An 18,746-nucleotide genomic window follows, 5' to 3' on the forward strand; every position below is an offset into this window, starting at 1 on the left:
TTTTTGCCGTACCGCGGCGGCGGCTGGTGTCAGGTGGCGAGTCCGAGGGCCGTGTGCGTGCGGGGCGGTCCGGGCGTGGCCGGTGCGGGCGTGGCCGGTGCGGGCGTGGTGTGGCCCGGCCTGGGGGTGTCCGGTCGCTGTTCCGGGGTGCCGTGCAGGTGGGTGCCGACCAGGTAGCCGATCAGCAGCCCGGTGACGCCGAGACCTTGTGCCGGTTGACCTTCCACCAGGTCGGTGCCGGGGGCTCGGTGAGCACGCGTATGACGGTCGGGGCCTTCGCCGAAACGGGATCTCCTTGTCGCTCCGGGGGTGGTGCGTCGGGTCCGGTCGGCCTGTCCGGTCCTCGCCCGGCCCCGACAGTGGCGGGGCCGGGCGAGGGCCAGGCGGAGCGACCGGAGGTTCAGCGCTGGAGCGGGTGGATGCTGTCGGGTTCGTCGTCGTAGTCATCGCCCGCCGGGGTGGGGGCGGGGATGGTGGCGTGGATGTGGAGCGCGGGGTTGAACTGGGGCTGGAACTGCGGCGGGTGGTTGTGGACGACGGGCCGCAGGGTCAGACCGCGCAGGGCGAAGATGCTGGCCAGCGCCCACATGAGGGCGGCCAGCCCGGTGGCGGCGGCGCGGCCTCCGGCCGGGGAGGCGGACCAGACCATCGCGAGGCTGCCGCAGCCGAACAGCGTCCAGGCGATGCGGGCACCGGCGTTGCCGAAGAAGCCGCCGATGAGTCCGAGCAGTCCGGTGAGCTGCCAGAAGGCGTAGAGGGCGGCTGGGGCGAGGGGGAGGTGGGCGGCCTGCTGGGCGAGGAAGACCCGGACCGGGTGGTCGACCGTTCCCCACAGGCCGTGCCCGGCGCCGGCGTCGGAGGCCGGGACGGCGGACAGGCCCTTGAGTGCTGCGCTGGTGATGTCGCTGGCGGCGTCCACCATGATGACGATGAGGCAGACACCGGCGAGCAGTCCGGCCGCTTTGATCCAGTTGGCGATCTCGTGCCACCCGGCGTGCCGGGCCTGAAGCACCTCCTCCCACCGCTGGTAGAGGAAGCCGCCTTCCTCCCAGGACTCCCTCCACGCGGTACGCAGCCGCGCGAGGCGCGTCGCGTCCTCGACGGCGGGCGGGGGCGGCTGTTCGAGCAGGTCGAGGATGCTGTTCGGGCGGTGCTGGCCGTTGGTGGGCATGGTCGCAGCTGCTCCTTCAGGTAAAGGTCGGTGATGGTTGGCCGGAGGCCGCCCGCGTCGCGGGCCCGGCTGGGGTGTCCGCGGCGTCAGCGGATCTCGTTGCGGGTGCGGGCGAAGAACATCCCGCGCGTGAGGCTGTTGTTGTGGATCTCGGTGTGCTGGGTGACCGGACCCTCATAGACGTTCTTGGTGACGGCGGAGCGCGCCTTGCTGATCGCGCCGCCAATCGCGGTGGCGACCATGGCGATGCCCGCGAACGGCAGGGTGACCATGAGGACCCCGGCGAGCGTGACGGAGGCCAGGCCCTGGAGCACGAGCCAGGCGCCGCAGCCGATGCCGGTGACGCCGGCGCCGACGCCGATGCTCGCGACAGCGATCCCGGCCGCCCAGGCGGGCACGCTCCGGTGGTCAGGCTGCGTCACGGGCGGGGTGGTGCCGAAGGCGGGCACGGGGGAGTCGTCGCGGATCGCCGTCGGGTGGTGGCGTACGGGCTGCGTGGCCCACTGATCGATCAGGCGGCGGGCTTCGGCCGCGGCCTCGGACTCGGGCATGCCGTACTGGGTGTGCTGGGGGTCCATCGCGGTTCTCCGATCACGCAAAAGGGGAGCGCCCTCCCCGCCGTGGTGGCGGGGAGGGCGCAGGGAGGGGAGGGGAACGGTGAAGGGCGCCGCCGGGGGTTCGTGTCCGGCGGCGCCCTTCGGCGTCGTGCAGCGCTGGGAGAGTTGGGCGCTAGTCGTCGGGGGTGTAGTTCAGTGCGCCACAGTTCCAGCAGTCCCATTCGTCGGGGACTTCGACCAGGTCGCAGCAGTCACAGCCGTCGCCGTGCACGACGCAGTCCTCGCCGCAGCGCCAGCAGGTGTAGTGCAGGTGTGCCATGTCCTTGTCCTCCCCCGTGATCGTGGTGGGGCCCGACAAGAGCATGCGCCAGATATCGGCGTTTTACTGCGGAGTTGATGGAGCTGGCCGGACGGCTGCGCGTCAGCGGCTGGAGAGCAGTCCGGCGAGCGAGGCGAGGCCGCTGTTGATGGCCGGGGCCAGGCCGGTCGCGGGGAGGGTGAGGCCGAACAGGGTGCAGGCCAGCATGGAGCCGAGGCGGGCGTAGCCGCCCTTGAGCAGGACGAAGACGATGATGCCAGCAGCACGGCGGCGGAGATGGAAAGGGCCACGGCAGGTGGGTCCTCCTTCATGAGGTCGGCTGGGGCCGGCCGTGCTCGGGCAGGCCGGCCCCAGCGTGATGGGTGGGTTGGTCAGGCGTTGTTGAGGCTCTTGATGGCCTCCAGTGCCTGGCGGGGTGAGGTGACCTGCTCGGCACGGCGGCTGCTCGACTTGGTGCCGCGCTTGCCGCCTCCGCCCTTGCCGCCGCCTCCCCCGCCGCGCCGGCGGGACCGGCCGTCGCCGTCGTCGTCCTCGTCGGGCTCGGGCCAGAACTCGCCCGGGTCGGGCTCGCGGTTCCAGTCACCCCACAGGCCGCGCTTCTCCAGCTCGCTGATTTCGTAGTCGGTGAGCCGGTTGACCTCTTCCGGGAAGAGGTGAGCGAGGTCGGTGTCGAAGTCGGCGAAGAGACTGCGCATGAGCACGGCGCGGCCGTTGTCGAGGACGATGACGGCGACGCCGCCCGTGCTGACGCCGTTCTCCGGGTCGGCCTCGCCCTTCATGGCCCGCTCGATCGCGGAGCCTTCCTGACGGGAGTAGCGGGCCGGGATGGTCGGCACGTCGTAGGCGTTCTCCATGGTGCCCTCCGCGGCCTTGCGGGTGGCCCCGGGCGAGCCCATGTTGAAGACGACCGGGCGGGAGTTCTGCCGCAGGTTGTCCTTCATCTCGGTGGCGAACCCGTTGTGCGCGAACGGCGACTGCCCGGCGGGCTTGAAGCCGATGCCGTACTTCAGGCCGGTGACCGTGAGGTCGTCACCGTTGGTCTGGATGTCCTCGCCGAACAGGCCGTCCTGCGCGGCGGTCATGAACTCATCCGCGTACACCGACAGCGGCCGGTACGGGCAGCGCGGGTCACCCGGCTTGTAGTCGTGCGGCTGGCCGTCGTGCGGCCAGGGCATCTCCGCCCTGATCTCGCACAGCGCCTTCGCCGCGCGCAGCTGCCGCGCCATCCACACGGCCGTAGAGCCCTGTCGGTCGATGTACTGCCCCAGCGTGGTCGTCTTCTCGTCCCGGCGGACGGTGGACAGCCACACCACCGCGCCCGCGAGGGATTCGGCGGCCATGGAGATGGCGAAGAACTGCGTTTTCCCGCTGCGGCTCACTCCGAGGATGAGGCCGTGGCAGGCGGCGTTCTTGTCGTGCTGCCAGACCATGTTCTTCACCGGCTGGCCGGTGATGGTGAACCCGCACACGTACATGCCCTTGGCGTCCGGGGTGAGCAGGTCGCGGGTGGCGGGGAAGATCACGCTCAGCGGAGGCTCGTCGAACGCGCTGATGAGGAACTCGTTGCCGTCGATGAGGACGAACACGCAGGAGTCGTCTTCGGGCAGGCTCAGGCCGCGGCAGACCTTGGCCAGGTCGATGCGGGGTGAGTCCGTGGAGTCGGCCATCTTCGCCCGGTGGAACGTCACGCCGCGTTCGTCGTCGCGGGTGCGGTGGACCAGGACGGAGCCGGGGGCGCCGCCCTTGGGGCCGCCGACGCGGTCCGTCCAGCGCTCCTGGTCGGTCGGCTTGGTGCGGCGCCGCTGGTTCGCGTCGGGAGTGATGCGGGCCTCCAGCCAGCCCGGCCCGCCCTGCCGGCCGGGCTGGATCGCGACGTCCACGAGGGTGACGTCGCTGGTGTGCACGCCGAACGCGGCGCCGACAGCGGCCTCCGTGAGGCCGGTGATCGGCCGTCCGGTCTCCGAGGCGCGCAGCAGGATCGTCATGTCGTGCTGCATGCCGGGGTGCCGGGTGGCCTTGACGATGTGGGTGCGCGCGGGCATCCCGGCGCCCTCCCACAGCATCCGCGCCTCGCGGGTGAGCTGGTCGGCACCGTCGTCCGGCAGCGCCGGGGACGGCTCCGGCTCGGGCGCGCGCTGGAGCTGCAGGGCCGGGGCCGCGAGGGCGGGGCGGTGGCGGCGGCGGGCGTGCCGGCAGAAGGGCAGCACGATGGAGCAGGCCGCCGCCCATCCGGCGGCGAACATCCCGTCAAGCCACCACGGGCCCCAGCCGGTGGTGTTCTTGGCGGCGACGTCGACGGCGGCGGCCAGGACCAGCGGGGTCCAGCGCAGGATCTTGCGTCCGGCGCCGGTCTCCTCGCTCTTGGCGGCCAGGAACCAGCCGCCGATCCCGGCGGCGCCGGCCAGCTGGAGGACGGTGTTGACGGGGTTGTCGGGACAGACGTTCGGGGCCACCGCCAGCACAGGCGCGGCGAGGGTGTAGGCGAGGCGTTCGAGCGCGACACTGCGCGGCGTGGTCACCGGTGTCTCCTTCGGGAACAGGCACGGGCGGCCCCGCAGATATCGCGGGGCCGCCCGTGGCGGGGTGGAGGAGGGGAAGGGGTCAGCGGTCGAAGAAGCCCGGCTTGGGGGTCTTCTCCGGCCGGTTGGAGCGGATGTCATCCAGCGCCCCGTACAGCTTGGAGTGGGTGCGCTTGGCCTGGTAGGTCATGGTGACGACCTCCTGAGCGGTGGCTCCGAGGTTCTTCACCGATACGGCGGCACCACCGAGCGCGACGGCCACTTCGTCCGTCAGCACGACGAACTTCGCGTCCAGGTCCGCGTTCTCGATGTCACCGGCCACGGTCTCCGTGTGCTTGGCGTTGGCCTTCATCTCGCGGCGCAGCGCCTCGAGTTCACCGGCGGCGTCGTCCAGGGCCGTGCCGAGCTTGTCCAGCTTGGCCTGGACGGCCTTGTAGCGGTTGTCGTCGTCGGCCGGCACGGGGGCCGCGCCGCCGGTCTGCGGTACGAGATCGCTCATCAGCGCAGGTCCTCCAGGGTTCTAGTCGTGGTGGGCGGCGGCCGACGTGTGCTTCAGGCCCGCGTCTTCCTTCGCGGCCATGTCCTGGCCGTAGACGCGGGCGACCATGGTGGCCGCGAGCTTGGCGGCCTCCTTGGCGAGGCCGCACTCCTCAGCGCACCGCTGGGCCTGGATCTTCATGAGGCCGGCGGCGTCGGCCACGTCGTTGACCTGGTCGGTGACGCTGCTGTCGATGTTGTGGTCGTCGGCCAGGTCGGCGGCCATGTCCCGCAGAGCGTCGGCGACCTTGCCGAGGGCTTCCACGAGGGCTTCGGCCCGCTCCTGGTGGGACGCGGCCTTGATGGCGATGTTCGCCATCTCCATCAGGTATTCGTCGAAACCGATGTCCGTGCGGTGCTGAACGGCCAAGCCACCCTGCCCGGACGGCCTGCTGACCTGTCCGTTGCTCACGCTGCTCCCTTCCGTGGGGGTGTCTCGTGGGGTGCCGGGTCGCTGCGTGTGCTTCTCCGGCGCGGGCGGCAGGCCCTTGACGCCGGTCGTCACGGCAGCGGGGGCGTCGGGGACGATGACCGCGTCCTCGATGTCCTCCTCGCCGGTGTCGGCGGGCCGCGACGTGCCGGTGGGCCGGTCGGGCCACTCCACCGTGGGCGTGGGGTCGTCCGGTCCGAACGGGCTGTCCGAGGACCGCCCGCGACGTCCAGCACGCCCGGCACGCCCGGTGCCGCGGGCGCGGCCCCGCCGTTTGGCCCGGCCTGTGCCGCTGGTACGCCGGCGCCGGAACCGGCGGCGCTTCTTCGAGCCGTCAGACGACCCGTCACCGGCCTTGGACGCCTTGCCCGAATCGGGCCCCGTGCCGCCCTTTCCGGCGCTGGAGGCGCCGTCGGGGCCGTCCTTGGCGTCCTTCTCGCCCTTGCCATCGGTGCCCTTGTCTTTGGCGACCTTGTCCTTGGACAGGCTCACCGTCTCCGCGCCGGCCTTGCCGTCCTTCGCGTCAGCCCGGCGCTTGTCCCAGCGCCGCTGCGCTTCCTCCGTGACGGCCGCGCCCAGAGTGGTGCGACCCGGGTCGGTCGACGCCGCAGCTTCCCGCTTCGCCTTCCGCGACGCGTCCCGCTCCGCCTTCTTCGTACGGCGGTCCTCCCAGTCCTTCTGCCGGTTGGCGCGAGCCTGGTCACGGTCCTTGGCCCGGCCGGCGATGCCGGCGGCGTGCCCGGCGGTGCGCCGCTCCTGCCGCCCGGCCTGGCGGACACCGGCACGCTCCTGGCGACCCCGGGCCCGCTCAGCACGAGCGCTGGAGACCGGGCCATGCTGCCCCCGGCCGCCGTCGCCCTTCGAGCTGCCGCCCCTGCCGGAGCTGCCAGAGCCCGTGTGCGAGCCCTTCGATCCCCCGGAGGATCCGGTGCGCCCGGAACGGGCTGTACGGCCGCCAGAGGACCGGTCAGAGCCCTTCGTGCCGCCCTTGCTGCCTCCGCCACCCCCGGTCAACCCGGACCCCGAACGCCCGGCGCTGCCGCCGGAGTTGGAGCCACGCGACCCGGGCCGGTTCGGGCCGGGGCCCGAGTTGTTGCGGGACGGGCCGGTGCTGCCCCCGCCGCGCGAGGACCCGCCCCCGCCACCGGCCTTCGAGCGGCCCTTGTCCGCTCCCAGGCCGGAGCCGGGCGATTTCACACGGTCGGCGTCGGCCCTTCCTCGCGCCGCCGCCTTGTCGCCCTTCGCTTTCATCATCGCGGCGTGGAGCTTTCCGTTCTGCTCCATCATCGCGACTTCCTGCGCGGTGCGGCCCTCCAGCAGCGCGGCCTTCCGTGCTATTTCAGCCTCACGGAAAGGCGCCTCGCTTTCATGGAGCGCCCGCGCCATTTCAAGCCGGAATTCCAACCAGTCACCGAGACGGTCAGCGAGAGAACGAGGCTGAACATATTCGCCTTCCTCGTATTCGCCGTCATCTTCTCCGGTTTCCGGTGCCGTAATTCCGTCCGAGCGCAGCGCCATTGCTGGATCAGGCGCGGCCGGAATCGGCGGCAGTTCCATCGTCGCCTCTTCCGGCGACTCCGGCGGAGCGGCGGGAATGTCATCCGGCGACGGAATGGTGTCGGCGAAATCCGGGATCGGTGGCGGTGCGTACGAGGAATCACCGCTCCAGGGGCCGCGGACCAGGGTTCCGCTGCCCTCACCTTCGGACTCATCGGACACGGTGCACCTCCTTCCAGGGACTTGACAGAGCGTGAGGTCTCGTGTGCACGCGCGTGCACGTGCACGTGTGCACGCTTTACGCGCGCGAGGCCCCGCCGGAGCCCGGCGGGGCCTTCGTTGGTGACGTTCAGTGACGCGGATCGTGCTGCTTCAGGACCTGCTCCGCGTACTGCATGAGGTGGTCCCACAGCCGCCCGTCGCCCGCGGCTCGCTTGTCCATCGCGAGCTTGAACAGGCGGCAGACGCTCGTGAATCCGGGAATGACATCGCCGCGACCAGCTTTGACGTCCTTGGAGATTCGGGATCGAGTAACGCGGAGCCAGAATTCCATCCGGCCCATTTCGCCGCGCGATTCGATCGCCTTGCGCTCCTCTTCCTGCAGCCAGGTGTACCGCCCTTGAACGGAGCGTTCGACGCTGGTGAGGGGGCGCGTCACGCCGACTCCCTGTTACCCAGGTCGTAAATCGACGCGGGGCCACCATAGCCAAGATTCTGGCTCTGTGGACCCTGATGCGGCGGATTGTGCGGGGCCGCCTGGATCGGCGGAGTATTCTTCCGCTTCTTTTCCAGCTCCTTTTCCTTCCTCTTTCGGTCGGTATTCGCGACCGCCTCATCGTGGGCACGGCGCTTGTACGCACTCTTTTCCAGGCCCTTGGTGACAGCCTGGACATTCTTGAGCACGTCCTTGAGAGCCCTTTCCACGGGCTGCGCGCGCAACCAGGCGTCGTAGAAACGGTCGCCCTCCACGTGGGTGTCACGGCAATGGACGCGGGTCTCCAGAGCGAGGGTCTCCAGGTTCTTGCCGATGTCCAGCAGGACCCGCTGGACATCGGCGAGGTACCGGGCAGTCGCCTCGGGGCTCTGCGCCACATCGCGCAGAGGTGCGTGATTCGGGTCGTTGCTGTTCACGGCGGGGATTTCCTCCTACTTGGGGGTTGTCGACCGGCTTCCGGCAGACGCCAGTAGGACCAGCCCGAAAGATGCGGGCTGGTCCTGGCGTGTGCCGGCGGTGGGTCAGGTGCGGGCCCGGGCCCGCCGGGTCCACGCTCGGGGCGCGGGCTGGTTGAACCGGCCTGCCGACCGTGGCCGTCACCGGTCCGCGCTCACGCTCACGCGTGGGCTCGGGCCGGTGGCGACCATGAGCGGCAGGTGCCCTGCAGAGGGACGGGCGCTCAGGCGTTCACCGGGACGCTCGCCTTGGCGTTCACCGGGGCGCTCTCTTCAACCTGAGCGCGCAGGCGCTGCGCGGTCGGCCGGGAGACCGGCTCATCGGACAGGCCCGCCTCGGTGAGCGCGTCGCGGATCTCAGTCCACTCGGGGCGGCGCCCGAGCTCGGTGTAGAGGAGCCGGATGCGGTCGTGGCGACGCTCGGTGAGCGCGTCCCGCTCGCTGCGCGTGCGGGGGCTGTCCGCTCGGTGAGCGTCGCCGTTCCGGGTGGCGCGCTCACCGACGTGAGCGCCGGTGGTGAGCGCCGGGCGCTCACGCTCGCCCTTGCCGTCATCGGAGGTGAGCGCGCTCATCTCCGGGTGAGCGTCGTGAGCGTCGCCGGTTTCCTCAACACGCTCGATGGCGAGAGCGTCCTCGGGGGTGAGCGTGTCGGCGAGCGCGGCGGGCGCGGTGTTGAGCTTGAGTGCCATCCGCATCTCCAACGGTGCCTTCCACCGCCACGCCATCCACCCGTACTTCTCCCGCAGACGCGCTCGCAGGTACGTCTGCTCCTGGAGCCGGGTGAGCGCCTCCTCGTAGGAGGTGATCTCCCACAGGATCATCCGGCGGCGAAGCCGAGCAGTGGGAATCGGGGCGAGCAGCCAACGGCTGCGGCGCACCGTCTCCATCCGCTTCTTGCCGGTGACCGCGCCGATCCGCGTGGCGTACACGTGGGAGGCGATCTCCGAGAAGACGACCCAGAGCAGAGTGAGGGCCGCGTGCCCGAGGCGACCGGAGGCGGAGTGCGCCGCATTCCAGTTCAGATAGACGGTCACCGCCGTGAGCACCCGAGGCACCCAGCGGATCCAGCGCAGTTCCATGCCCATGCGGATCAGGACCAGGTTGGCGCCGGTGAAGGCCGGGATCGCGACGTCGATGCCGACCGGCAGCAGCCACGGCCAGTCCCAGCCCCAGCCCGTCGCCTTGGTCTCCAGCGCGGTGTAGGAGGAGAGCAGACCGAGGGTGGAGACGGTCGCAGCGGCCAGGACGATCGCGACAGCACCGAGCAGCTCCTGCCCAGACAGCGGCGGAACACCGCCAACGGGCCGGGCACCGTGGCGAGCCTTCCGGCGCGCGGCGCGGGCCTCGGTGCGGATCTGGCGGCGTCGGGCCCGCTGAACGGTGCGCTGGGTGGCCTCATTCAGAATCCGTTCGCCCTCGGCTCGGGCCTGCGCGGCCGCGGCCTGGTCGGCCGTGGCCTTCGCCGCCGCCTCCCGGGACGTCTTCGTGTCCGTCTCCGCCTGCTCGCGCAGCCGGGCGACGTCCTTGTCGGCAGCGGCCCGCAGCTCCTCAGCGGAAGCGCGGGCATCGGCCAGGGCGCGGTCGGCGTCGGCGCGCAGACCGGCGGCGGCCTTCTCCGCTCCGGTCCTCACCTGCGCGGCCTGGTCGTCCGCGCTCTCGCGCATCCGGTCGGCGTCAGCGCGGGCCCGCTCCAGGACCTGGCCGGCCTCCCGGGTGGCCCGGGTGCGGGTCTCGGCCGCGGTGCGGTCCGCGTCGGCCAGGAGCTCGGTGCGCTGAGCTTCGGCGTGCGCGCGGACCGTGGCCGCGTCCCGCTCGGCGGCCGACCGGAGTTCACCAGCCGCCGCCTTCGCCTCGGTGACGACGGCTTCGGCCTGGCGGCGCGCGTCGGCGAGGACCTGGTCGGCCCTGCCGCTCGCGGCCGCGATGAGGGCGTCGGCGTCGGAGCGCGCGTCGGCGACCAGCTGCTCCGCCTTCACTTCGGCGGCGGTGCGCACCTGGTCGGCGTCGGCGGCCGCGCTGATCGCGGCCTCCTGGCGGACCTGGTCGGCGGTCGCCTGGGCGTCAGCGAGGATGCGGGTCTGCTCGGTGGTGGCCGCCTCGGTGATCGAGGCGGCCACGGAGCGGGCCGCGTCCAGCAGTTCGCCAGCGCGCTCCTGGCCATCGGCGAGGATGCAGGCGGCGTCGGCGGCGGCCAGGTCCCGGAGATCGGCGGCGCGGTCGGCGTCGTCGGCCAGGTGCGGGTCGGCCTCCGGGTACACCGCCGGCACGGTGGTCTCGGACGCGGTGTCCTCGGAGGCGGCGGCCTGGGCGGGAACGGAGGTCGTCAGCATCGACGCCTTGGTGCGCCCGCCGCGGGGCTTCGGGGTCGCCGCGGGCTGGCGCCTGCGGCGAGTAGCAGTCTTGGGAGCCACGGGGGTGTCCTCTCTTCCGGGCGCCTCCGTGCAGAAGGGGCACCGTGGATCAGTGGCGGTCGGTAGGGTCGTGACCAGGCCCTCCGGGGCCCCGGCAGCTCTAATGCCAGGGACTCGGAGGGCCGTTTGCCAGGGGCAGGCGGGTCAGCGCCGGGCGGGCAGCTTGCTGCTGCCCTGCGCGAGGTGCTGGCGCAGCCAGGCGACGGCGGCCGGGGTCATCGCCCCGGTGTCCGGCTCGCTCAGCGGCGCTGTGTCGATGTCGTGCATCGCGTCCGTCGCCGGGAGCAGCCGCATGTAGTCGGGGTCGATCCCGGCGACGTGGCGGTTGCCGCTCAGCTCGATCAGGTCGTAGAGGACCTTGCCGGTATCGACGTGCCGCCAGGCCCACTCCACCCGGCCGACGAACGTGTGGCCGGACTTGCCGAGCCAGAACCGTTCGACGTCGCGGAACAGGACCATGTCCCCCTTGGTGTAGGTGGTCTTCGGCCGAGTGGCCTGCGTCTGAGGCTGCTGTGCCACGTCTTCTCCTCGCATCGCGTGCACCGGCGCGACCCGGTGGGTCCGGTCTGTCCGGCTCCCAGTCACCGCCCGACCCGGCCGCCAGGAATTCAGCGGTCGGTGCGGGCGGATCAGGCAGCCGTCAGGCCACGACCGCGAGGGGCCGGTGCGGGGCGATGACACGGCCGTCGGGGAGCAGCTCGCCGGTGTCCTCGAAGAGGAGGACTCCGTTGCACAGCAGGCTCCAGCCCTGCCCCGGGTGACCGGCCACGGTGTGGGCGGCCTCGCCGTCGGGGCTGTCAGCAGACGGGCACTGCGGCTTGTGCGGGCACGGGGTGGTCGCGGCCATGGGTGAACTCCCTCGGTGCGGTGTCGGATGATGTGCGGACCGGAAGGCAGCAGAACCAAGTGGTCCGCTGCGTGTGGTCCCTGCGTTCTCCGCCGCCACCGGACCGGCGAAGGCCGGTGGCGTCCGGGCAGCGCAGGGCTGCGGGCGGTCAGGCCCTCGCGGCGCCGGCGCGCTTGCGGGCCGCCCGGCGCTTCATCGCGCGGCGCTCGTCCTCCGAGAGGCCGCCCCACACGCCGGAGTGCTCGTTGTTCTCCAGCGCCCACTGGAGGCACTGCTCCATGACGGGGCAGCGGCCGCAGACCACCTTGGCCTCCTCGATCTGGAACAGCGCGGGGCCGGTGTTGCCGATCGGGAAGAACAGCTCGGGGTCCTCGTCGGCGCAGGCCGGGCGGGGCCGGGCGGGCGCGGCTGTGGACACGGGCCCGTAGGCGGATGTGCGTACGATGGTGTGCATAAGGGCCTCCCAGAAGGTCCGTTGAATACGAGACAGCCCCAGGGCGGCATCCCTGAGGCTGTTTGCTTCCGCGGTTGGGGCCATGCAGAGCCGGAATTGATTAGTGCGGTGCGCGCGGATGCGGCCGGGCCTCCGACGGGGACTGCTCGCGGCCGTCACGCTCGTGCGGTGTCGGCCTCATCGGCAGCGGCGGCCGGTCCTCCATCACCACCTGCTCCGCCTGACCGGTGCTGGTCAGGCGGTAGCCGATGCTCTGGCAGGCCGGGCAGGTCCAGACGGTGACGCCGAACCAGCCCTGACAGATCGCGCATTGCTGACCGCCGGACGCATGAGACGCGATCCCGGCACGCAGGTTGCCCGGCAGCACGATGCGGCCAATGTCGACGGCGCGGTCCTGGCCCGGGTGCGGCTGGCGTACCCGAATCGAACAGAGCTGGTCGGTCTCATCCCGCTCGGGTCCGCGCCTGTCGTCCTCGCGCTCCAGGTCGTCGATGATTCCGCCGGATAACCGCGCGGGAGATGTCATGCTGGTGATCACAGGTCCTCCAGTTCAGGTGCCTGTACAGGCAGCCCCCCGGGTGCCACCGGGGGACTGCCGCCTTCTGACCGCTCGGACGAGTGGCCACGGCCCCCTGCGCCCGCTGCCACATTGCGGGCGCCGAGGACCGTGAGCACTGGTGCTCACGAGCAAGGGGTGCGGCGTCTATGCCTCGCGATTCCCCCGACGAGGCGGGCGGAGGCGGCACGGCGGATCAGGAGACCGCGCCCTTCGGGGCGAGCTTGCACTGGTTGTTGATCTCTTCAACGGCCGTGCCGCTCCGCTTGGCCAGCTCGCCCTTCTTGGCCGTCCCGGCGTGCTTGGCCCACTCGGCCGCCCGCTGCTCCAACGTCTGTACAACGTGCTGGCGGTCGAACCGCGCCCGCTCCCGGGCGAAGAACTCGCGGACCTTCGCCCGCTTCGGCTCCTGCCGCACGAGCCGGAGGAAGGTGAGGGCGAGGCGCTCGCCGTCCGGGCAGGGCAGCAGCTCGCCGTTCCGGTTCGTCGCCTCGCCCGTGCAGGCCGAGCACTGGGCCTGGTGCAGGCGGAAAATCCGTCGAACCGCCTCCGCGCTGAGCGGGACCGGCTTGATCTGGGTGGCCGCCGGCGTCGCCGTGGTCTTCGGCTTGGGCAGCACCCGGGTGGCGCGGCGGGACGCCGTGTCCGCGATGGCGTCGGCCCGGCGCTGGTGCCACTCGTCGACCGTCAGGTCGAGAAGGACCCGCCGGTTGCTGCCGATACAGCGGCGCGGTTCGGGCGTGCCCTTGGGCTCGGTGTGATGGGGAACCAGCTTCGGACTGCCCTGGACGCCGGTGATGGGGCACCAGGTCCGGCAGTCCGGGCACACCATGTGCTCCCTGCCGAAGAACAGCTCGATCTGATTAGGAAGCAGAGTCGAAACAGCGAGCGCGGGGCGGAGGCTGACTCGCTTCGTGCGGGTCTTCTTCTGCCGTTCCTTGGCCGTGGGCATCGCGGACGTAGCGGTCATGGGGGATCTCCTTACAGAGGGGGAGGGGCGCGTCGCGGTGCTCTCTCCGTCCTCCAGGTCACATGGGAGACCCGGTGTCCTGGAGGACGGACAGCGCATCTGCGCTGCGACGTGCATGGCAGGGAGCCGCGAGCCGGGGGATTTGGTGGAGCCATCAACCCCGGCCACCCGTGAAGGCGGCGGCCACCTGCTGTTTTGTGGCGGCTTCGTGGGGGCGCTTTGCGGTTCAGCGCCGCCCACGACCAAAACGATGAGCCCTTCTAGAAGACTTGTCAAGGTCTTCTAGAATGCTGTTCACTGATTGTCATCGATTAGAAGGAGCAGCCGTGTCTCCCCCGAGCCCCAAACAGCCGCCAAAGTGGCGCCAGATCGCCGACGAGATCGCAGCGAAGATCGCTGACGGCGTGTACGCGCCTGGTGACCGACTCCCATCGGTTCAAGCCCAGGTCAGGGGAGGTAAGGGTGCGACAGCGACCGTCCATCGCGCCTATCAAGCCCTGGAGGCTGAGGGGCTCGTACGCACCACACAGGGGAGCCGCACCGAGGTCCTGGGACCCGAGGACTCGCCCCCAACGGTCCTTACCGGTGCCGCACGCCTGGAACGCCTTCGTCGAACCGGCCGACCCCTCGCACCGCGCGAGAACTACGTGAACTCGCGCTCCGTGCTTCGCTCCTGCGCAGATCCGCAGATTGCGAGTCTTCTCGGAATCGATCTGTATGACGAAGTCGTGGTCAGAAGTCGGACGTTCGTACGGGACGATAGGCCCACCGTGCTGGCCTTGAACCTGATCCACATGCGGGCGCTGGTCCCTCTGCCTGAGCTGCTCCACGAAGGGCCCATGGTGAAGTTCCGGCATGACCTGTACACCGAGCGCACCGGCAAGACCATCACCGCTGGGCCCGAGCAGAGCACCGCGCGCCTTGCCTCCACCAACGAGCTCGATGAGTTCGGCATCGACGTGCCACCGGATGTGCCGGTGCCGGTACTCGTGCTGCGCACCGTCTATTCCGACGACGACGGGCCACTGGAGGTCTGGGAGGACATTCTTCGGCCCGGCATGTGGCACGGTGGCGACTCATAGATAGGGAAGGGGTCGTCAACAATGCTCCACCACAAGTTGGTGACCGGGTTGCCCCATCCTCATGTGAAGGTCGGGTGACGAGTGTCGTCCGTGGGTGACTGCGCGAGATCCAGAACTTGCACCCCGTCGAACTTGAGGTTTTGTGGAGCTGCCCGGTCGACCCTGCGATCGAGCAAGCGCTACACGCGCACTTCGCAGAGGTCCGCCCGCACGGCTAATGGTTCGCTTTCGCTGGGCAGCGGCGGCCTGGCGGTCCGTCAGCGGTCACTGAACAGCGGCGACACGGCCGCCTCTGGCGGCCCAAAACGCCCCGTTGGGGGAGTATCGTGTCTGCGACATTGATCAATAAAAGCGATGGCCCCCATTACCTCGACCTTAGGCAAGTCGAGTGGGGGCCACTGGCCGGAGGACCTTGTAGGAGGGGTCCGAAGGCCTACCGACCACCCTTTGTTGCTACCCGAATGGTGATCGACGTGGATCAGGGTACCCGTACCTCGCCCCAGACACACAGCACCCCGCCGTGGGGTCAGCGATGCATGCGTGAGCGCTGGCCCGTCGGCGGGGTGTTCGCGTTTGTTCCCGCTGTTCCCGTACCCGCTATGAGGCGCGCCTCTGGTGCGGAGGGAGTTGGGATGACGTAGGCCTACGGGGGCGGCGCCCGCGCTTGCCGGTCTTCTTGCCGCCCCGGGGCGCTCGGCTCCTCGGTGATGCCAGTCACCTGAGCCCAACGCCCATCTGCTCTCCGTATGGCCTGCCAGGGCCTCGCGGAGGTTCTGACCGTCCCGGTGCCAGCCGGTAGCGATCAGTTCGATTTCGGTTCTCCAGAACCCAGCCCCACAAAAGCGGGGCTTTGTGCTGCCTATCGTCAAGCGATCGGAGCCGTGCTCATCATGCAACACAGTGTTGCCCTTTGTCAGCTCAGGCATGCCCGGATGGCGAGATGCCTGTCACGCTTTCGATCAGTCCGCCCTTGCTGCGGTACGCCATGCCATGACGCAGTGACGGCGCGTACGGACATGCATCGCCAGGAGGGTCCGTGAGCACGCGGGCGGTGGCAGCCGCCGCTCCGTTCATTCCAGGGCAACGGCGGCCGCAGCCGCGGCTGCGGCCGGTTCCGGCACAGGTAACGCCGACGCAGACGGGCCTTGTGCCGGTGCGAGGTCCGGGGAACCCGCTGGCTTTGGGGCGTGATGCCCGTGCTCGTCTGAGAGGTGCCGTGCGTGCGCTGCTAGACGATCCGGGAATGGAGAAGACCACGGACGCGGTGCGGCTGGCTGCGGTCGTGCTGGCCGCTCGGACGCCGTCGGCGACCGGGCGGGTGGAGATCCGCTCGGGCGAGCTGGGCCGGTGGCTGGGGATGTCGGCGTCGTACGTCGCTTCTGAGGTGGTGCCGGGACTGCGCCGCTCCGGCGTCGTCGAGATCACAACGGTGCGAGGCGAGTTCGGCGAGGACCGCGGCCTGGAGTGCAAGGTGCTGCCAATGTGGGCGGCGCGGGGGCAGGTCGGCCACCCCCTGGTGCTGCGGAAGACGGAGCTCGCAACGCTGTTGCGGCTGCTGGAGGCGGTGATGGCGCCGGGCTGGGCGCACCGGGATGGGACGGTAACTCCGGCTGGGCTGCTCGGTGCGCGTAGGGGGCGGGGTGCTGCAACGGATCGTCTGGTTCTGCTGCTGCTGGTGCTGGAGGCGACCGAGACGGGTCGGGTGCGGATGTGCGGCGGCACGGTCGACTCGAAGCGCGGCCGCGCGGCGGCAACTGTGGCGCGGCTGCTGGGCTGCACGGCCTCGCGCGGTGAGCGGGTGCTGGAGCGCTTGGAGGACTACGAAGTCGTGGAGCGGGTCCGGCTGCGGACGGTTTCCGGCATGGCGCAGCGCACCCGGCTGATGGTGCCGGCGGTCGCTGCAGCGCACGGCCCCGCCCGCGCTGCCGGTCCCAAGGAGTGGCATGCTGCGTCCCCTGCGCCTGCTTTTTCAGACCCCGACGTTGCGGCAGGGCCGGGTGGGGCCTCTGAGCCGACCGCAGATGCCCAGGTCAGCGCAGTGCAGGCTGCTGACAGGGCCGAGATGGCAGAGCCCGACGTTACAGCAGCCCTTCACACTGATCACTCTCCTGGGGGTAATGAGGGTGGTGATAGTGCGGGCCATTGTGGGTTTTCCGGCGGAGGCCGTGGGGGTGAGGGCCGTCTGCCGGACCGCGCGTGCGCGCGCGAGGACCAGGCCGTCGACGGCGAGGAGGTTTCCGGGCTGACGCTGGTCGGCGGCGAGGGCGACCCGCTGCGCGGGGAAAAGCCCAAGGAATTCACCGCGATCGAAGTGGATGAGCGGCTGGTGGCTGTCACTGCCGCTACTGGTCAGCAGCCGGTGGTGGCTAGTGGAAAGGCGCAGCAGCAGCGGGGGGTGCCCCGTCCTGCGGACCCTGAACTGCGGGTGGTGCTGACCTCGGTGTCGGGGCTGTGGTCACGGCTGTCGCGCTGGCAGCAGAAGCGTGTCGAGCGGGCTGCCCGAGCTGAGTTGGTGCGGCTTGCGAGCCTGCTTGAGCAACCGGAGGCAGCCCCGCAGTTGCTTGCTGAGCGGCTGTCGGACCGGTTGACGGAGCAGGGCGGCGAGGTGTTCGTCCGCGATCCGTTCGGCTGGCTGCTGGGCAAGGGCCTGGTGCGGCGGCCGGCCTGCTCGGACGTGCGGTGCGACGACGGCACCCGGCTGGACACCGGCGGCGACTGCCCGACCTGCGGGAATATGCTCGGCTTTCGCCGTGCTCAGCGTGCTCGGATCGCGGCCGAGGTCGAGGCCGCCCTGCTTGGCGCCGACGACGCTGAGCGGCGGGCGGTCCTCGAGGAGCGCCTGCGTCACCAGGCCACACTGGAGGCGGATGACCTGCTGTGGCGCCGCAGGCAGGCGGAGGCCGAGCAGGCGCGCCGGGAGGCTGCCCGCCAGGAGGCCCGGGCCCGGGTGGAGCGTGAGCGGCTCGCGGCGCACGCCGCCGATGAGGCCCGGCAGGCGCTCCCATGTGTGGACTGCGGCGTGCAGCGGTCGGCGGGGTTGTGCGAGGCGTGCGGCTATCGGCGCCAGACCCGGCACTTGGTCGAGGAGACAGCCTTGGTCGTGGCGGCCTGGGCGGCCGACATCGCTGACCCGGCCGACGTCGCTGCGGTGGCCGCGCATGTCCGTTCCGAGTTGGAGAGCGCTATCGCCGCCGCCCGCCAGCAGTTCCTGGAGTGGATGGACCCGGCTGAGATGCGGGACGACCCGCAGCAGTTGGAATCCTGTCTGGCATTTAACGCCAGGCAGGCCGTCCAGCAGGCCGCTGCTGACTACCACAGCACCGTGCTGGCCTTGCTGGGGCGCTCGCGCGAGGCTGAGATGGGGGCGAAGAAGGCGTACGCGACCGAGATCGGCCGTCGGCGGCACCGCTGGCATCCTGACGGACCGAGCGCGCGCGCGGCAGCCTCGAAGGCAGCCGATGCGGCCCGCGAGCGCTCCGCCCAATACCTGCTGGCCACGGGCTTGGAGCAGCTACGCAGCCAGCAGGGTGGCCGCATCGGTGCGGCCACCCTGCGACACGGGCAATAGCGCGCCGGAGGTGCGCGGGCGCTGGGCCGAACGGCTCGCCGCCCGGCCGATCAGCGCGGTCGATGCCTGCGACGGGAGTGTGGAGGCTGGGCAGCACCCGCGCGACGGCGGGGAGAACGCACACTCCGACATTCGCCCGTACCGCGGAACACCCCCGCGTCAGCGGGGAGCAATGCGCCCAGGTGTCCACGTGGTGCCGGGCCTCGGGGCCATCCCCGCGCATGCGGGGAGCAGGTATCCCATTCCACGTCTTGGATCCCGGCCGAGGGGCCATCCCTGCGCGTGCGGGGAGCGGACTGGAAGTTCGGCAACGACCAGACCGCGGGGCCATCCCCGCGCGTGCGGGGAGCAGTTGGTGGGACAGCACGCCGAGGTGTTCTCTCAGGGACCATCCCCGCGCGTGCGGGGAGCAGACCCTGGCCCGCATCCGGGCTGGGCTCGCGAAGGGACCATCCCCGCGCGTGCGGGGAGCAGATGAAAGGCGGATTACTCGCCGTCTTCGACCTGGGACCATCCCCGCGCGTGCGGGGAGCAGCCGTTTCCGGCCCATGCTGACTCCTTGATGTTGGGGACCATCCCCGCGCGTGCGGGGAGCAGAAAGGCGCTTCGCTGAAACTTCACATCAGGCCGGGACCACCCCCGCGCGTGCGGGGAGCAG

General features: G+C 70.9%; 17 protein-coding genes and 1 CRISPR repeat array. Of the genes, 2 read left to right on the plus strand and 15 right to left on the minus strand.

What is annotated here, in order from left to right; all coding sequences use genetic code 11:
- Nucleotides 1-29 precede the first annotated feature (29 nt).
- From ACTWQE_RS29335 to ACTWQE_RS29405, 15 genes are all read right to left on the minus strand, one after another.
- Nucleotides 30-227, minus strand: a complete 198-nt coding sequence (locus tag ACTWQE_RS29335; protein ID WP_443332100.1) for a hypothetical protein — start codon at nucleotides 225-227, stop codon at nucleotides 30-32.
- A 173-nt stretch (nucleotides 228-400) separates the two neighbouring features.
- Nucleotides 401-1,171: a hypothetical protein gene (locus ACTWQE_RS29340; protein ID WP_443332101.1), complete on the minus strand. Its 771-nt coding sequence runs from the start codon at nucleotides 1,169-1,171 to the stop codon at nucleotides 401-403.
- Nucleotides 1,172-1,257: 86 nt separating this feature from the next.
- Nucleotides 1,258-1,749 (minus strand): hypothetical protein, encoded by a 492-nt coding sequence (locus tag ACTWQE_RS29345; RefSeq protein WP_443332102.1) that lies wholly within the window; start codon nucleotides 1,747-1,749, stop codon nucleotides 1,258-1,260.
- Between the two features lie 151 nt (nucleotides 1,750-1,900).
- On the minus strand, nucleotides 1,901-2,092 hold the full coding sequence (locus tag ACTWQE_RS29350) for a hypothetical protein (protein ID WP_443332103.1): 192 nt from the start codon (nucleotides 2,090-2,092) through the stop codon (nucleotides 1,901-1,903).
- Nucleotides 2,093-2,418: 326 nt separating this feature from the next.
- Nucleotides 2,419-4,566 carry a chromosome segregation protein ParM gene (locus ACTWQE_RS29355; RefSeq protein WP_443332104.1) on the minus strand — a complete coding sequence of 716 codons (2,148 nt, stop codon included), beginning with the start codon at nucleotides 4,564-4,566 and terminating at the stop codon, nucleotides 2,419-2,421.
- Nucleotides 4,567-4,648: 82 nt separating this feature from the next.
- Nucleotides 4,649-5,065, minus strand: a complete 417-nt coding sequence (locus ACTWQE_RS29360; protein ID WP_443332105.1) for a conjugal transfer protein TraB — start codon at nucleotides 5,063-5,065, stop codon at nucleotides 4,649-4,651.
- Nucleotides 5,066-5,086: 21 nt separating this feature from the next.
- Nucleotides 5,087-7,252 (minus strand): ATP/GTP-binding protein, encoded by a 2,166-nt coding sequence (locus ACTWQE_RS29365; RefSeq protein ID WP_443332106.1) that lies wholly within the window; start codon nucleotides 7,250-7,252, stop codon nucleotides 5,087-5,089.
- Nucleotides 7,253-7,379: 127 nt separating this feature from the next.
- Nucleotides 7,380-7,688, minus strand: coding sequence for a hypothetical protein (locus ACTWQE_RS29370; protein ID WP_443332107.1), 309 nt, complete (start codon nucleotides 7,686-7,688; stop codon nucleotides 7,380-7,382).
- Nucleotides 7,685-8,161 carry a hypothetical protein gene (locus ACTWQE_RS29375; protein WP_443332108.1) on the minus strand — a complete coding sequence of 159 codons (477 nt, stop codon included), beginning with the start codon at nucleotides 8,159-8,161 and terminating at the stop codon, nucleotides 7,685-7,687. The genes ACTWQE_RS29370 and ACTWQE_RS29375 overlap by 4 nt, the downstream gene beginning before the upstream one ends.
- 263 nt (nucleotides 8,162-8,424) lie before the next feature.
- Nucleotides 8,425-10,611 carry a DUF2637 domain-containing protein gene (locus tag ACTWQE_RS29380; RefSeq protein ID WP_443332109.1) on the minus strand — a complete coding sequence of 729 codons (2,187 nt, stop codon included), beginning with the start codon at nucleotides 10,609-10,611 and terminating at the stop codon, nucleotides 8,425-8,427.
- Between the two features lie 144 nt (nucleotides 10,612-10,755).
- Complete coding sequence (locus ACTWQE_RS29385; RefSeq protein ID WP_443332110.1) at nucleotides 10,756-11,130, minus strand: hypothetical protein; 375 nt, start codon at nucleotides 11,128-11,130, stop codon at nucleotides 10,756-10,758.
- Nucleotides 11,131-11,251: 121 nt separating this feature from the next.
- A complete protein-coding gene (locus tag ACTWQE_RS29390) occupies nucleotides 11,252-11,458 on the minus strand; it encodes a DUF5999 family protein (protein ID WP_443332111.1) in 207 nt (68 codons plus the stop codon).
- Between the two features lie 148 nt (nucleotides 11,459-11,606).
- Nucleotides 11,607-11,912 carry a WhiB family transcriptional regulator gene (locus ACTWQE_RS29395; protein ID WP_443332112.1) on the minus strand — a complete coding sequence of 102 codons (306 nt, stop codon included), beginning with the start codon at nucleotides 11,910-11,912 and terminating at the stop codon, nucleotides 11,607-11,609.
- Nucleotides 11,913-12,012: 100 nt separating this feature from the next.
- Nucleotides 12,013-12,450, minus strand: a complete 438-nt coding sequence (locus tag ACTWQE_RS29400) for a hypothetical protein (protein WP_443332113.1) — start codon at nucleotides 12,448-12,450, stop codon at nucleotides 12,013-12,015.
- A gap of 214 nt (nucleotides 12,451-12,664) precedes the next feature.
- Nucleotides 12,665-13,438: a hypothetical protein gene (locus tag ACTWQE_RS29405; protein ID WP_443332114.1), complete on the minus strand. Its 774-nt coding sequence runs from the start codon at nucleotides 13,436-13,438 to the stop codon at nucleotides 12,665-12,667.
- A 287-nt stretch (nucleotides 13,439-13,725) separates the two neighbouring features.
- Between ACTWQE_RS29405 and ACTWQE_RS29410 the strand changes: the two genes are divergently transcribed.
- Both ACTWQE_RS29410 and ACTWQE_RS29415 read left to right on the plus strand, forming a co-directional pair.
- Nucleotides 13,726-14,520, plus strand: coding sequence for a GntR family transcriptional regulator (locus ACTWQE_RS29410; protein ID WP_443332115.1), 795 nt, complete (start codon nucleotides 13,726-13,728; stop codon nucleotides 14,518-14,520).
- A 1,243-nt stretch (nucleotides 14,521-15,763) separates the two neighbouring features.
- Nucleotides 15,764-18,088, plus strand: coding sequence for a hypothetical protein (locus ACTWQE_RS29415; protein WP_443332116.1), 2,325 nt, complete (start codon nucleotides 15,764-15,766; stop codon nucleotides 18,086-18,088).
- Between the two features lie 205 nt (nucleotides 18,089-18,293).
- Nucleotides 18,294-18,746: direct repeats of the CRISPR family, unit length 29 nt; unit sequence GGGACCATCCCCGCGCGTGCGGGGAGCAG.

Origin of the sequence: Streptomyces sp. 8N706 (assembly GCF_052245415.1) — a bacterium.
Classification (GTDB): Bacteria; Actinomycetota; Actinomycetes; order Streptomycetales; family Streptomycetaceae; genus Streptomyces.

What these genes read in the sequence shown, in the direction of transcription:
- ACTWQE_RS29340 (WP_443332101.1), bottom strand. Translation starts at nt 1,171, where the DNA reads ATGCCCACCAACGGCCAGCACCGCCCGAACAGCATCCTCGACCTGCTC.
- ACTWQE_RS29345 (WP_443332102.1), bottom strand. Translation starts at nt 1,749, where the DNA reads ATGGACCCCCAGCACACCCAGTACGGCATGCCCGAGTCCGAGGCCGCG.
- ACTWQE_RS29405 (WP_443332114.1), bottom strand. Translation starts at nt 13,438, where the DNA reads ATGACCGCTACGTCCGCGATGCCCACGGCCAAGGAACGGCAGAAGAAG.
- ACTWQE_RS29415 (WP_443332116.1), top strand. Translation starts at nt 15,764, where the DNA reads ATGGAGAAGACCACGGACGCGGTGCGGCTGGCTGCGGTCGTGCTGGCC.
- ACTWQE_RS29360 (WP_443332105.1), bottom strand. Translation starts at nt 5,065, where the DNA reads ATGAGCGATCTCGTACCGCAGACCGGCGGCGCGGCCCCCGTGCCGGCC.
- ACTWQE_RS29390 (WP_443332111.1), bottom strand. Translation starts at nt 11,458, where the DNA reads ATGGCCGCGACCACCCCGTGCCCGCACAAGCCGCAGTGCCCGTCTGCT.
- ACTWQE_RS29350 (WP_443332103.1), bottom strand. Translation starts at nt 2,092, where the DNA reads ATGCTCTTGTCGGGCCCCACCACGATCACGGGGGAGGACAAGGACATG.
- ACTWQE_RS29410 (WP_443332115.1), top strand. Translation starts at nt 13,726, where the DNA reads ATGCTGTTCACTGATTGTCATCGATTAGAAGGAGCAGCCGTGTCTCCC.
- ACTWQE_RS29395 (WP_443332112.1), bottom strand. Translation starts at nt 11,912, where the DNA reads ATGCACACCATCGTACGCACATCCGCCTACGGGCCCGTGTCCACAGCC.